This is a genomic window from Photobacterium sp. HL06 (assembly GCF_059552575.1).
In genome coordinates this window covers 2,370,667-2,384,454 of the sequence record NZ_CM183914.1, presented here as the reverse complement: position 1 = coordinate 2,384,454, position 13,788 = coordinate 2,370,667, and the positions used below count along the sequence as shown (strand labels likewise).

At 47.2% G+C, this 13,788-nt stretch carries 14 protein-coding genes; 5 read left to right on the top strand and 9 right to left on the bottom strand.

Going from position 1 to position 13,788, the window contains the following annotated elements:
- Positions 1 to 207: 207 nt before the first annotated feature.
- The 7 genes from hxpB to hutC all read right to left on the bottom strand — a co-directional run bounded on the left by hxpB (position 208) and on the right by hutC (position 8,763).
- Positions 208 to 861 carry a hexitol phosphatase HxpB gene (hxpB, locus tag AC51G0_RS11015; RefSeq protein ID WP_496298452.1) on the bottom strand — a complete coding sequence of 218 codons (654 nt, stop codon included), beginning with the start codon at positions 859 to 861 and terminating at the stop codon, positions 208 to 210.
- 136 nt (positions 862 to 997) lie between these two features.
- Positions 998 to 1,864 carry a fructosamine kinase family protein gene (locus AC51G0_RS11010; RefSeq protein WP_496298451.1) on the bottom strand — a complete coding sequence of 289 codons (867 nt, stop codon included), beginning with the start codon at positions 1,862 to 1,864 and terminating at the stop codon, positions 998 to 1,000.
- A 234-nt stretch (positions 1,865 to 2,098) separates the two neighbouring features.
- Positions 2,099 to 3,631, bottom strand: coding sequence for a histidine ammonia-lyase (hutH, locus tag AC51G0_RS11005; RefSeq protein WP_496298450.1), 1,533 nt, complete (start codon positions 3,629 to 3,631; stop codon positions 2,099 to 2,101).
- Between the two features lie 25 nt (positions 3,632 to 3,656).
- On the bottom strand, positions 3,657 to 5,369 hold the full coding sequence (hutU, locus tag AC51G0_RS11000) for a urocanate hydratase (protein WP_496298449.1): 1,713 nt from the start codon (positions 5,367 to 5,369) through the stop codon (positions 3,657 to 3,659).
- Positions 5,370 to 5,397: 28 nt separating this feature from the next.
- Positions 5,398 to 6,426 (bottom strand): formimidoylglutamase, encoded by a 1,029-nt coding sequence (hutG, locus tag AC51G0_RS10995; protein WP_496298448.1) that lies wholly within the window; start codon positions 6,424 to 6,426, stop codon positions 5,398 to 5,400.
- Positions 6,416 to 7,648 carry an imidazolonepropionase gene (gene hutI / locus AC51G0_RS10990; protein WP_496298446.1) on the bottom strand — a complete coding sequence of 411 codons (1,233 nt, stop codon included), beginning with the start codon at positions 7,646 to 7,648 and terminating at the stop codon, positions 6,416 to 6,418. Before hutI ends, hutG begins: the two co-directional genes overlap by 11 nt.
- Positions 7,649 to 8,058: 410 nt before the next feature.
- Entirely contained in the window at positions 8,059 to 8,763 is a 705-nt protein-coding gene (gene hutC, locus AC51G0_RS10985; RefSeq protein WP_496298445.1) for a histidine utilization transcriptional repressor HutC, read from the bottom strand.
- A gap of 158 nt (positions 8,764 to 8,921) precedes the next feature.
- Between hutC and yqfB the strand changes: the two genes are divergently transcribed.
- The 5 genes from yqfB to rplT all read left to right on the top strand — a co-directional run bounded on the left by yqfB (position 8,922) and on the right by rplT (position 12,607).
- The gene (yqfB, locus tag AC51G0_RS10980) at positions 8,922 to 9,251 is read left to right on the top strand and encodes a N(4)-acetylcytidine aminohydrolase (protein WP_496301925.1); all 330 of its coding nucleotides are present in this window, start codon (positions 8,922 to 8,924) and stop codon (positions 9,249 to 9,251) included.
- A 187-nt stretch (positions 9,252 to 9,438) separates the two neighbouring features.
- Positions 9,439 to 11,367 (top strand): threonine--tRNA ligase, encoded by a 1,929-nt coding sequence (thrS, locus tag AC51G0_RS10975; RefSeq protein WP_496298444.1) that lies wholly within the window; start codon positions 9,439 to 9,441, stop codon positions 11,365 to 11,367.
- Between the two features lie 84 nt (positions 11,368 to 11,451).
- Entirely contained in the window at positions 11,452 to 11,922 is a 471-nt protein-coding gene (gene infC, locus AC51G0_RS10970; RefSeq protein ID WP_496298442.1) for a translation initiation factor IF-3, read from the top strand.
- A 95-nt stretch (positions 11,923 to 12,017) separates the two neighbouring features.
- On the top strand, positions 12,018 to 12,212 hold the full coding sequence (rpmI, locus tag AC51G0_RS10965) for a 50S ribosomal protein L35 (protein WP_007469870.1): 195 nt from the start codon (positions 12,018 to 12,020) through the stop codon (positions 12,210 to 12,212).
- A gap of 41 nt (positions 12,213 to 12,253) precedes the next feature.
- On the top strand, positions 12,254 to 12,607 hold the full coding sequence (rplT, locus tag AC51G0_RS10960) for a 50S ribosomal protein L20 (protein ID WP_048897216.1): 354 nt from the start codon (positions 12,254 to 12,256) through the stop codon (positions 12,605 to 12,607).
- Between the two features lie 55 nt (positions 12,608 to 12,662).
- Here rplT and AC51G0_RS10955 read toward each other — a convergent pair whose 3' ends face one another.
- Both AC51G0_RS10955 and AC51G0_RS10950 read right to left on the bottom strand, forming a co-directional pair.
- Complete coding sequence (locus tag AC51G0_RS10955) at positions 12,663 to 13,148, bottom strand: hypothetical protein (protein ID WP_496298439.1); 486 nt, start codon at positions 13,146 to 13,148, stop codon at positions 12,663 to 12,665.
- A 4-nt stretch (positions 13,149 to 13,152) separates the two neighbouring features.
- The gene (locus AC51G0_RS10950) at positions 13,153 to 13,410 is read right to left on the bottom strand and encodes a YiaA/YiaB family inner membrane protein (RefSeq protein ID WP_496298437.1); all 258 of its coding nucleotides are present in this window, start codon (positions 13,408 to 13,410) and stop codon (positions 13,153 to 13,155) included.
- Positions 13,411 to 13,788: the final 378 nt, after the last annotated feature.

Below are 13,788 nucleotides of genomic sequence, written 5' to 3'. Positions count from 1 at the left end.
AAAGTTTGATTCAATATGAAGTTTCGAATAATCAATGAATAAACTGACAGGTATTTAAGTTTATAGCTGGATATTTTTCGATTTATAAGATCTGGTGTATTTTGCAAAAGGTCAAATTAGGGACATTTTAAATATAGGAAGAAAAGTAGAATGAGATATGAAGGCAAGGTGGCTTACCTTCACATCTTTAATCTATTGCAATATCAATTACATGCTAGCAATTAATTGCTTGTTTACTTCGTGAAGCGAGGAAAGTTTATGATCTGCAATTGCCCAGCGGGCATCATCAGCATACGCCTTTTCCGGCACGGCGATCCCTTTCATCTGTGCAGCTTTGGCTGCCAGTAGGCCATTAACAGAGTCTTCAAAAGCCACGCACGCCTGTGGTGGTACACCTAACGCATCGGCTGCATTAATGTAGACTTCCGGGTGAGGTTTTCCGTAACGAAGGTGTTCGGCGGACAGAACAGCCGAAAACTTACTTTCCAGTGACAGCGCTTCGAGTGTTGCCTGGATCAAACGCATTGGAGATGAAGAGGCAAGGGCAATTTTCAGACCAAACTGTTCGCAGGCTTCAATGGCTTCCAATACGCCTGGCAACATAGGTTTGTGTTCTTTGACCAGTTCTTCAACCCGTGCAACGATCATCTCTGTGACAGCCGCGCAGTTAGCACCTTGCCATGGTTGCTTGGCAAACCAGAACTCAACGACCTGATCGATACGCAATCCCATGGTTTGCAGGGTATCTTGTTGCTCAATTTGAACGCCAAGCGAGGAAAATATTTCAACCTGGGCGCGTTGCCAGAAGGGTTCTGAATCGACCAGTAGGCCATCCATATCAAAAACAGCAGCTTGTAACATCAATTTGTCTCAATAAAAGTTCTAACAAAAACAAGCTGAACATTTGGCTGATAAACCAGCTAAATGCTCAGCTTGTTATTTTACACTGAAGATAACATATTACCCTGCTAGAGAGTATGCGATAGAAAGCTTTGGGCTACCCGAGCAGGCCGAGCTTCTCTATCGAATGTTCAGCTTGAGCGATATAGCTCCCGCCAAACAAGTTACAGTGATTCAGTACATGGTATAAATTATAGAGCTCTTTACGTTCTTGATATCCATCATCTAAAGGCCAAACTGATTGATAGCCTTCGTAGAAGGTGTGAGGAAAACCGCCAAATAGCTCGGTCATCGCAATATCACATTCACGATCCCCCCAGTAGCTGGCCGGGTCAAAAATAATAGGGCCAGTTACAGTCACTGCGGTATTGCCATGCCAGAGATCACCATGTAACAGCGATGGTTTAGGCTGGTGGTTCATCAAGAGTTCGATGACTCGGCTGGTGATCGTATCGATGTTGCCAAAGTCGATACCTTTTTCCTGGCAGATCTGTAATTGCCAGGCAATGCGCTGCTCAGCAAAGAAACGACACCAACGACGACGCCATTTGTTTGGCTGTGGGGTCAATCCGATGTAATTATCTAAATCAAAGCCATATTCGGCCTGATCCCCCCAGGAGTGCAACCTGGCAAGCTCTTGACCAAGGGTATACGCCGCATCATTGTCGATGACCTTGGTTGGTAGATAATTTAACACGAGAAAGGATTTGTCCCGGCTGGTACCAAGGTGTAGTAACTGAGGCACCTGAATACAATCAGCTTCGTTGAGGATACGTAAGCTCTCAGCTTCAGTCTCGAAGATTACGAGTAGGTCACGATCATTGAGCTTCAGAAAGAAGCGATCGTTACCATCACCAATACAGTAGCACTCATTGATATCACCGCCTTCAAGGGATTCCTTTTCAGTGATTTTGAATGGTTTTCCTAAAACGTCAGAAAGCTGGTGAGAAATCGCTTGCCACATAGCACCCTCCACGGCTGATCAAGATAGTGTGAGACTGAATGTTATGGGTGTCTCATCAACATCTTAGACTATTTATTGCACAAAGAACTGTGCGCTTATCAAGGTTTTAGCTTGCCCGAGTGTGAATTGATACCGAAAAGACAGCTAAATCAATATCAAAAAGATGATTTAAAATGATGACAAAATAATGAAAAAGCCGGAAAAAATCATTTCCGGCTTTAGGTTCGGTAGGGATTATAGGCTTGGTAGCAGCTGAGCAGGCATTAGCGTGTTGTAGGCAGCTTCTTTCAGTAGCTGGTTGGCTTTTTCAATATCTGGTGCGAAATATCTATCTTTATCATAGAAACTGACGCGCTCGCGTAGCTGGGCTTTGGCTTTTTCAATTCGTTCAGAACTCTTGTTTGGATTTCTGAAGTCGAGCCCCTGTGAAGCAGCCAATAGTTCAACGGCTAAAATACCGCGGGTATTTTCAGCCATATCTGCTAGGCGACGACCCGCAAATGTTGCCATCGAAACATGGTCTTCCTGGTTGGCTGATGTTGGCAAGCTATCGACAGAAGCCGGGTGCGCCAGTGTTTTGTTTTCGCTGGCTAGTGCTGCTGACGTAACCTGGGCAATCATAAAGCCTGAGTTGACGCCACCATTGTCGACTAGGAACGGAGGCAGCTTGCTCAGGGCGCTATCGATAAGCAGTGCCATTCGGCGCTCAGAAAGGCTACCAATTTCTGCAATGGCAAGGGCTAGATTATCAGCGGCCATAGCTACAGGTTCTGCATGGAAGTTACCGCCAGAGATAATGTCGCCATCGTCAGCAAATACCAGTGGGTTATCTGAAACCGCGTTGGCTTCAATTTCCAGAATGTCAGCAGAATTACGGATCTGCTGAAGGCAGGCACCCATAACCTGAGGCTGGCAACGAAGTGAATAAGGGTCTTGTACCTTTTCACATTGCTGGTGCGACAGGCCAATTTCACTCTCTTTATCCAGCATGTGTCGGTATGCTGTTGCTGCATCAATCTGGCCACGGTGTCCACGTACACGGTGGATGCGCGGGTCAAACGGACGGCGACTACCGAGCGCAGCATCAACTGACATCGCGCCGCAGACAGTACCGGAAGCATAGAGATCTTCTGCTGCGAACAGGCCTTCTAGGGCAAAGGCCGTTGAAGCCTGGGTACCATTGAGAAGGGCTAGTCCTTCTTTCGGCGCCAGCGTAATTGGCTCAAGGCCTGCGATCTTAAGTGCTTCTGCACCGGTAATGACCTCACCTTGGTAGCGAGCCTGACCTTCACCTAGTAAAACTGTACTCATATGGGCAAGTGGGGCGAGATCGCCCGACGCACCAACAGATCCTTTCTTTGGTATGCACGGATACACTTCTGAATTCACAAGTTGTATCAGGGCATTCACGACTAATGGACGAATACCAGAAAAGCCACGAGAAAGGCTGTTGATTTTCAGGGCTATCATCAGGCGCACGGTGGCATCGTCCATAAATTCACCGATACCTGCAGCATGCGACAGAACAATACTACGCTGCAGCGTTTCAAGATCTTCCACAGCGATGCGGGTGTTGGCGAGTAAGCCAAAACCGGTGTTGATGCCGTAAACAACGCGGTCTTCAGCAATGATCTGCTCAACCACCTGGGTACTTGCCTGCATGCCTTCTAACGCTGACTCATGCAGAGACAGTTCAACAGGCTGGCGGCTGATTTCACGGAGTTGCTTAAGAGATAGCTTTCCCGGATTAATTTCAAATTGGTACATACAACTTCCTTCTCGCTATCGGTGATTATTTTGTTACTGACTGGGTGGTGATCATTGGCAAGTCAAGACCTTGCTCTTTGGCGCAATTAATGGCGATGTCGTAACCCGCATCGGAATGGCGCATTACCCCGGTTGCAGGGTCATTGCGTAGAACACGGCCGACACGCTCTGCAGCATCGTCACTACCATCACACACGATAACCATACCTGAATGCTGCGAGAAGCCCATACCGACACCACCGCCGTGGTGTAGCGATACCCAAGTCGCGCCAGAAGCGGTATTTAGCAGCGCATTAAGTAGCGGCCAGTCAGAGACAGCGTCAGAGCCATCCATCATGCCTTCAGTTTCACGGTTCGGGCTGGCAACAGAGCCAGAATCTAGGTGGTCGCGGCCAATGACGATGGGTGCTTTCAGCTCGCCATTTTTAACCATTTCGTTAAACGCTTTACCTAGGCGGGCACGGTCTTTCAAACCTACCCAGCAGATACGGGCCGGTAGCCCCTGGAACTGAATACGCTCGCGGGCCATATCTAGCCAGTTGTGCAGGTGAGGGTTGTCCGGGATCAGTTCTTTCACTTTCTGATCCGTTTTGTAGATATCTTCTGGATCGCCAGATAGTGCTGCCCAGCGGAATGGTCCTACGCCTTCGCAGAACAACGGACGGATATACGCAGGTACGAACCCTGGGAAGTCAAAGGCATTCTCGACACCTTCTTCAAGCGCCATTTGGCGAATATTGTTACCGTAATCAACTGTTGCCGAACCCGCAGTTTGCAGATCCAACATAGCCTGTACCTGAACCGCCATCGACTGCTTGGCCGCTTTTACTACGGCAGCTTCGTCTTTGGTACGCATCTCGGCGGCATATTCCATGCTCCAGCCTTTTGGCAGGTAGCCATTGAGGGGATCATGCGCCGATGTTTGGTCAGTCGTTGCATCAGGAACAATGCCACGTTCAACCAGTTCAGGGTAGACATCTGCTGCGTTGCCAAGCAGGCCAACAGAGACTGGTTTACCGGTTTGTTTTGACTCTTCAACAATGGCTAGCGCTTCATCTAAAGTGGTGGCCTTGCAATCGACGTAGCCTGTACGAAGGCGGTAGTCGATACGTGACTCATCACATTCGACTGCAATCATTGAAAACCCTGCCATAGTTGCAGCAAGAGGCTGGGCACCACCCATACCGCCCAAGCCACCAGTCAGGATCCAGCGCCCTTTTGCATCGCCATTGAAATGCTGGCGAGCCATGGCAACGAAGGTTTCGTATGTGCCCTGAACAATGCCTTGTGAGCCGATATAGATCCAGCTACCCGCTGTCATCTGGCCATACATCATCAGGCCTTCTTTATCGAGCTCGTTGAAATGCTCCCAGTTTGCCCAGTGTGGTACCAGGTTAGAGTTTGCAATGAGTACGCGTGGTGCATTGCTGTGAGTCTTGAACACACCAACAGGTTTACCGGATTGAACCAGTAAGGTTTCATCGTCTTCCAGACGTTGCAATACTTCAACAATCTTGTCATAGCACTCCCAGTTTCGGGCTGCGCGACCAATGCCACCGTATACCACAAGCGCATGAGGGTGTTCGGCAACATCCGGGTGCAGGTTATTCATCAGCATCCGTAGCGGAGCTTCTGTTAACCATGACTTGGCGTTTAGTTGTGTCCCTGTAGGGGCATTAATTGTTCTTGATTCATCTAAACGTGGGTTTGACTGATGTTGAGACGTTGATTGCGTCATTTGGCTCTCCTTGCAGTGCCGGATCCGGTTATCGAATGGCACGGGCGATTGTCCAGGCTAACCTTGCGGCTAACCGTGCTGTTTGGTTGTCGATATCAAAACGCGGGTTGTACTCGGCCATGTCAGCGACCAGAAGCTTGGATTCACCTTCCTGGTTTTTGGCTGCCAAAATTGGCGCAAGAAGCAACTCGACAATATCGAAAGGGACGCCGCGTGCAGCAGGTGCGCTGACACCTGGTGCAACAGAGGCGGGAAATACATCGAGATCAATAGTGAGGTAGAGGTGATCACATTGATCAATAAAGGTTTGTAGTTCTGCTAATGTTTGCTCTATATGCTGGTGAGTCAGCTCGGTGTCATCTTTATAAAGCACACCAAGGCGATCCGCTTTTGCATAAAGCGCTTGAGTATTGCTAGTCCGGCTCAAGCCAAGGCAGGCGTATTTAAATGGCCAGTTTTGCAGCTGGCAAAAACGGGCTGCTTGATGAAAGGGAGTACCAGAGCTACCCATTTCAGATTGTTGTCCTGCAGGCGGATTTCTTAAATCGAAATGGGCGTCAAAGTTGATGATCCCGACTGTTGGCGCAGGCTGAAGGGCTTGCTCTGCTAATACTGAATCATCTTCTGGGTTGGCCACGTGCTGCTTTTGCACCAGGTAGCTGCCAATCCCCTGGAATGTTCCCCATGCCACCTCGTGGCCACCACCGAAAACGATGACCTTATGACGCTGACGCAGTGCCCTGCTGACATCCTCGCCTAAACGGTGCTGTGCTAGCTCGAGGTTGCCATCATCGCAGCTGATATCCCCGCCATCATATACTGGCCCGGTATGATGCCAGGCCAAATTTGCCAGTGCTTTTCGAATGGCTACAGGAGCTGCGTAAGCACCTGTGCGGCCTTTGTTGCGGGAAACACCTTCGTCACAGGCAAAACCAAGCAGCATGATGCCTTCCTCGTTTGCTTGATCAGCCGGTTGTACTTTCTGATGCCAGCGTAGGCCTAGTTCACCGTCTTCCGGATCGGTGCGGCCCTGCCATGGACTCATGTTAATTGGCATTGTGCATTTCTCCGTTTGATGGAAATAGGTGGCCGTCAACGACACGGGCAATAAGATCGGGTACACCAAGGCGGTATGACAGCTCGGCAGGTGTTTCGACATTCCAGATGGCAAGGTCGGCCTCCATGCCAAGCTGAATTTGACCTCGGGTTTCCTGCAGTCCCAGTGCCTGGGCTGCATTAACAGTTACCCCACGCAAACATTCTTCGGGAGTTAACCGAAATAGCGTGCAGCCCATGTTCATCATGGCGCGAAGCGAGGCTATCGGGGAGGTCCCCGGGTTAAAGTCGGTAGAGATAGCCATCGGTACGTTCAGCTGGCGTAGCTGATCGATGGGCGGTTGCTGTGATTCACGCAGGAAGTAAAACGCTCCAGGCAATAACGTTGCAACAGTGTCACATGCCGCTAATGCTGCTACGCCTTCATTGTCGAGGTATTCAATATGATCAACGGATGTTGCGCCCATACGTGCAGCCAGTGCACTACCGCCAAGGTTAGAAAGCTGTTCGGTATGGCCTTTTATGTTCAGGCCGTGTTCTTTTGCTGCAGTAAAAACCCGTTGGCATTGTTCGGTACTAAAACCGATGCCTTCGCAGAAGACATCTACGGCATCTGCCAGTTTTTCATTGGTTGCGGCAGGGATAATGTCCTGGCAGACATGCTCTATGTACTCGTCATCTCTGCCAACATATTCAGGAGGCAAGGCGTGAGCGGCCAGAAGGGTAGTGGATACCTTGATGTCATTTAGCTCGCCAATACGACGGGCCACACGGAGCATTTTTAGCTCATCGGCTAAAGTAAGGCCGTAGCCTGATTTGATTTCGACAGTGGTGACACCATCTTGCTTAAGCCCATTTAGCCGTTGCAGAGCAAGTTCATAAAGCTCATCTTCCGATGCCTCACGGGTAGCTCGAACCGTCGACAGAATGCCTCCACCGGCTTTGGCGATGTCTTCATAGGGAACGCCGTTAAGACGTTGTTCGAATTCGTTGGCACGATTGCCAGCAAATACCAAGTGAGTATGACAATCAATAAATCCAGGGGTGACCAGTGCGCCGTGGCAGTCAATGACATCAGGATGACCGTGGAGATCATCATGGTTGGCATGACCGGCAAACATGATTTTGCCAGCTTGGATACCAATCATTCCGTTTTCAATGATCTGGTAACCAGCTCCTGGCTGCATGGTGACCATTTTTAGATTTGTCAGTACTCGATCCATGGAAGCTCATCTTCGAATGTTGATTATGTATATACAAATTAAAGACGATTAACGAGGGGAATTCAAGGTGTAATGTAAAGAAAATGTGATCGAAATTGTAATTATTGGCTGTCGGACGTTAAAAAGTAGGAGTTTGATAGGGGGAGGGAAGGCTTCGTCTGGAAGCGTATTTACACTTCGTGTAAGAGGTGAGGGCGCTTCGCTTCGAGAAGCGAGAGAAAAGCGGGAGTTGTTTGACTCTCGCTTTTTGTTTCTACAATCTGCGACGCTTCACGCTTCACGCTTCACGCTTCACGCTTCACGCTTCACGCTTCACGCTTCACGCTTCACGCTTCACGCTTCACGCTTCACGCTTCACGCTTCACGCTTCACGCTTCACGCTTCACGCTTCACGCTTCACGCTTCACGCTTTAGACCTTACTCCTAGAACTTAATTTATATTTGTCCCCCGGATGATAGAGCAGGGCCGTGCTGATCAGGTTCTTGTCGCTCCAGGTGCGGCGGTTTAGCAACAAACACGGTGATCCTGAAGTCATCATTAGCAGATCAGAAATACGTTTGGCCGGTAAGATTGCTTCAACAGTATGCTCAATATCACTCAGAGGGCAGGTTTGTACCAGGTACTCATTTGGCGTCTGGAGGGTAAAGTCTTGTTCAATATACTCCGGTACAAAGTCAGGGTTTACCCAACGCTCTTCTAACTGGATAGGGTTGTCATTTTCGTAATGGACAATCTGGGTAAAATATACATTGGTGCCATGACGTACACCGAGCTGGAGGGCAATATCGTCGTTGGCTTCTACCGTCACCTGACTGATCACCTTGCTTGCATAATCATGGCCTCGATTTTTAACTTCCGCGGCAATGTTGCGGATTTCCATCAGCGGTGATTCGGCCTTTTTCTGGCAGACAAAGGTGCCTAATCGAGGAGTCCGTTCAAGCAGCCCATCCTTGACTAAATCGCGAATAGCTTTGTTAGCCGTCATTCGGCTCACGGAAAATTGCTCTGACAATTCGATCTCTGTCGGGATCCTAAAGCCGGGTGGCCAGGTACGAGATTGAATTTTATCATTGAGATAGTGTTTGATCTGAAGGTACCGCGGTGACTGAGCCATTGTTGTGATTCCATAATTGCCTATACAAATGAAAGCAACTTTTGGGCTCGATTTCAAGTCACAGGGCAAAATGGTAAGCATAATCTAGACATTGATAAAGATATCAATGTTATTGGTCGTGCTATATAGTTTTTATTTATCTATAGCTGGGGTGAATGATGGCTAGTGTAATTATCCCGACGGAGATGATCTTCTTTGAGCGGTTTGAACATGACATTGTGGCGGGAAAGAAGACGATAACTATCCGTGACGAGGCGGAGAGTCACTTTGTACCGGGTAGCCGTGTCAAAGTTGTTACCTATGAAGAGGGGCGGGTGCTCTGCGAGCTTGATATTGTCGGCGTTGAACCAGTCTTGCTCGATGATCTCAATAGTGATCATGCAGAGCAGGAAAACATGACATTAGATCAGCTTAAAGCTGTCATTGAAGAGATCTATCCGGGTGTACAGCAGTTATATGTAGTGAGCTTTAAATTAGTCGAAAATTAATTTAATTGTGCCTTTGCATTCAGTAACTACCGTTTGCTATATTTGCACCTTCGTTTTTGTGTTGGTATGCCGCTCTGTATTGCGGTAGCGACGCAAAAACTGCATTTATTTCATAAAAGTTTCTCAAAGCTTTTTTAATTCAACATGTGCTACTTGGTGTGTGGCACCACTGTGAAAGGACATATTCATGCCTGTAATTACTCTTCCTGACGGCAGCCAACGTCAATTTGATAACGCTGTATCAACTATGGATGTTGCACTCTCAATCGGTCCGGGTCTTGCGAAAGCATGTATCGCCGGTCGTGTTGACGGTGAACGTGTTGATGCGTGCGATCTGATTGAAAACGATGCCAGCCTAGAAATCATCACAGCAAAAGACGAAGACGGTCTGGAAATCATCCGTCACTCTTGTGCTCACCTTCTAGGCCACGCCATCAAGCAACTTTATCCTGAAGCTAAAATGGCGATCGGTCCTACGATCGACAATGGTTTCTACTACGATATTGACCTTGAGCAATCTTTAACACAAGAAGACGTTGATGCGATTGAAAAGCGCATGAAAGAGCTTGTGAAAACAAAGTATGCCGTTGTTAAGAAGAAGGTAAGCTGGCAAGAAGCGCGTGATACATTTGAAGCGCGTGGCGAGGCTTACAAAATTGAAATCCTTGACGAAAACGTTTCTCAAGACGATCGTCCAGGTCTGTACCACCACGAAGAATACATTGATATGTGTCGTGGTCCTCACGTCCCTAATATGGGCTTCTGCCAGCACTTCAAATTGTTGAGTGTTGCGGGTGCCTACTGGCGTGGTAACAGCGACAATAAGATGCTTCAGCGTATCTACGGTACGGCTTTCCAAGATAAGAAGTTGCTTAAAGCGCACCTTACTCGTCTAGAAGAAGCGGCAAAGCGTGACCACCGTAAAATTGGTAAGCAGCTAGATCTGTTCCACATGCAGCAAGAAGCGCCTGGTATGGTGTTCTGGCATCACAATGGTTGGACTATCTTCCGTGAGCTAGAAGTTTTTGTACGTGAGAAGCTAACTGAGTACAAATACCAGGAAGTGAAAGGCCCATTGATGATGGACCGTGTTCTTTGGGAACGCTCTGGTCACTGGGACAAATACGCAGAAGCCATGTTCACAACAAGTTCTGAGAACCGTGAATATGCCATCAAGCCAATGAACTGCCCTGGTCATGTTCAGATCTTTAACCAAGGCCTGAAGTCTTACCGTGATCTTCCATTGCGTATGGCTGAGTTTGGCTCATGTCACCGTAACGAGCCATCGGGTGCGCTTCACGGCATTATGCGTGTGCGTGGTTTCACCCAGGATGATGCGCATGTCTTCTGTACAGAAGCCCAAGTGCAAGAAGAGGTTACATCTTGCATTAAAATGGTTTATGATACTTATCAGACATTTGGCTTTGACAACATTGTTGTTAAGCTGTCTACTCGCCCTGAAAAGCGCGTAGGTTCTGATGAAATGTGGGATAAAGCTGAATCAGACCTTAAGCTGGCTCTTGAATCAATGGAAATTCCATATGATATTCAAGAAGGCGAGGGTGCATTCTACGGTCCTAAGATCGAGTTTACACTGCATGACTGCCTAGATCGTGCTTGGCAGTGCGGTACAGTTCAGCTAGACTTTGCTCTGCCTGAGCGTTTAGGTGCAACATATGTGGGTGAAGACAACGAACGTCACACTCCAGTTATGATTCACCGTGCTATTCTTGGTTCGCTAGAGCGTTTCATCGGTATTCTGATTGAAGAATACGCAGGCTTCTTCCCAACATGGTTGGCGCCTCAGCAAGCTGTAGTGATGAACATTACTGACAGTCAGTCAGAATATGTACAAGAAGTAGTAGAAAAACTGCAAAAAAGTGGAATTAGAGTCAATGCGGACTTGAGAAATGAGAAGATTGGCTTTAAAATCCGCGAACATACTTTGAAGCGAGTGCCTTACATGCTTGTTTGCGGTGACAAAGAAGTCGAAGCAGGCGAGATAGCAGTTCGTACTCGCAAGGGTAAAGATTTGGGTAAATTTAAGATTGACGACCTTGTTGCTTATTTGCAGCAGGAAGTTAGCAGTCGCAAGCTCAATGTTGTGGAGGAATAAGGTATTAAAGGCGGAAGAAGAACTCAAGCACCAGTTAAACAAAATGCGCATCGTCTAAATGGCGAAATTCGCGGTGTTAACGAAGTGCGTTTAACGGGAATTGATGGCGAATCAATCGGTGTTGTTTCTATTGAAGAAGCAACGCGTATTGCTAATGAAGCTGGCGTGGATTTAGTTGAAATCAGCCCGAATGCCGAGCCACCAGTTTGTCGTGTGATGGACTATGGCAAGTACCTGTTCGAAAAGAGCAAGGCTGCTAAAGAGCAAAAGAAAAAGCAGAAACAAATCCAGATCAAGGAAGTTAAATTCCGACCTGGTACAGACGAAGGCGATTATCAGGTAAAACTGCGCAACCTGACTCGCTTTTTAGAAGAGGGCAATAAGGGTAAAGTCACACTACGTTTCCGTGGTCGTGAAATGGCCCATCAGAATCTTGGTATTGAACTTTTGAATCGTATTAAGAAAGAGCTTGAAGACCTAGCGGTCTGTGAGAGCTTTCCGAACCGAGTTGAAGGTCGCCAAATGACTATGATGCTTGCTCCAAAGAAGAAGTAATTACGGCATTCAAGTAGCTAAAAGCGCTGCTTAGGCAGCGCTTTTGTTCGCCTGATTACTATGTTTATTAACTATCAACAATGCGGAGTCTCATCATGCCAAAGATGAAATCCAACAAAGGTGCTGCTAAGCGTTTCAAGAAAACTGCTGGTGGCTTTAAGTTTAAGCACGCGACAAAGCGTCACATCCTTACTAAACGTACTACTAAGAACAAGCGTCAGCTTCGTCCAAATGCGATTCTTCCAGCATGTGAAGTTGCAGCAGTTGCACGTATGCTTCCGTTCGCTTAATAGTTTTTAGTTTTATATTTTAATTTAGTTAGGAGTCTCCTATGCCTCGCGTAAAACGTGGTGTACAAGCACGTGCACGTCACAAGAAAGTTCTTAAACAAGCTAAAGGTTACTACGGTGCACGTTCACGTGTTTACCGCGTAGCTTTCCAGGCTGTTACTAAAGCTGGTCAGTACGCTTACCGTGACCGCCGCAACAAGAAACGTACTTTCCGTCAACTTTGGATTGCACGTATCAATGCTGCAGCACGCCAGAATGGCATGTCTTACAGCCGTCTAATCAACGGCCTTAAGAAAGCATCTATCGAAATCGATCGTAAGATCCTTGCTGATATCGCAGTATTCGACAAAGCTACTTTCACAGTACTAGTTGAAAAAGCGAAAGCTGCACTGTAATTTCAGTCCAGTTTGATGGAAAAGGAGAGCTTCGGCTCTCCTTTTTTTGTTGTAATTAATGGTGTTGATTAAGCAAGAGTTGATTCTTCAACAGTAACAACTCCATTGCATTTTGTAGTGGACCGCCGAGTACACCAGCTTTCATCACACTTGCTACGTTGTTTCTTAACGTCAGTGTCTTCTTTATTGCCTCTTCAATTCGTTTGTCTCGTTGCCTGGTGCGATTTATCTTCCCCTCTAGCTGCGTTTGAACTTGTCTGATTTTCCAGCACCGTCTGAGAAGTGCAGTAAACTCCCAGGCTTCATTCGACTGTGGATTTACGTTACTCGACGATATGGTATCTCTATTTCTGTTTGTAGGCTGTGCGGCTATCATCGTGTCAATGTCGCGATTAAAACGGTTGTGTAGAGCACAAAGCTGGTGTTGTTTATTGATGAGCGTTGCTCTTTTCCCTTGGGTGTTGGCCAGCATAGTGTGTAGCTGACCGATCTGTCTCACCAACATGAGAAACATATGGTTAGCCGATCCATCATCGTTCATTTGGCTACTCTTCTAATTCATTCAAAAGCTGGGCTGTTTTTGCCTCTTCTAGTTTCTGTAGGAGCTTTTTTGACTCGGCTTCATCGCGTACTGCCTTGCTTAATGTGACGGTGGCACTGACAAGAAATAAGCTGCAGATACTGTAGTAGCCCTTGACGAGAAGATCGCCCGGTAGCATGACAATGCTAATAATCATTGCAGCTATCGCGATAACAAAAGTGAGTTTTGTGTAGTTTAGCCAGTACTTATCTTGCGATCCCATAAATTCCTCTCTATTTATTCATAACAATCGAACGCTGTTTTATTAATTTAATTCAGGATGCTTGATTGTGCAATGCGAAAGATAAAAATGGAGAGGTTGACGATAAAGTTGCGAGGGCTTTAGTTTTTAATGGTGCCTAACTGACATATCAATTACAGCGTAGCGTAAAGCTTGATGAGAGGAAAAAGCGAAACAGGGTGGGGAATTTCATCGTGAACCTTGCTTTCACTCGAGAACCGATCCGAGCGTGCTAGAGGGGCTTTCCAAGGCGCGCCTTGTCTTCGAGCCTTTGAATTCTTATTGAATGACCAGATACTTATGCTATTTGCTATAAGAGCTCTTAAAGGCGGCTTTTTTTCGTCCAAACCCACTTTTTTA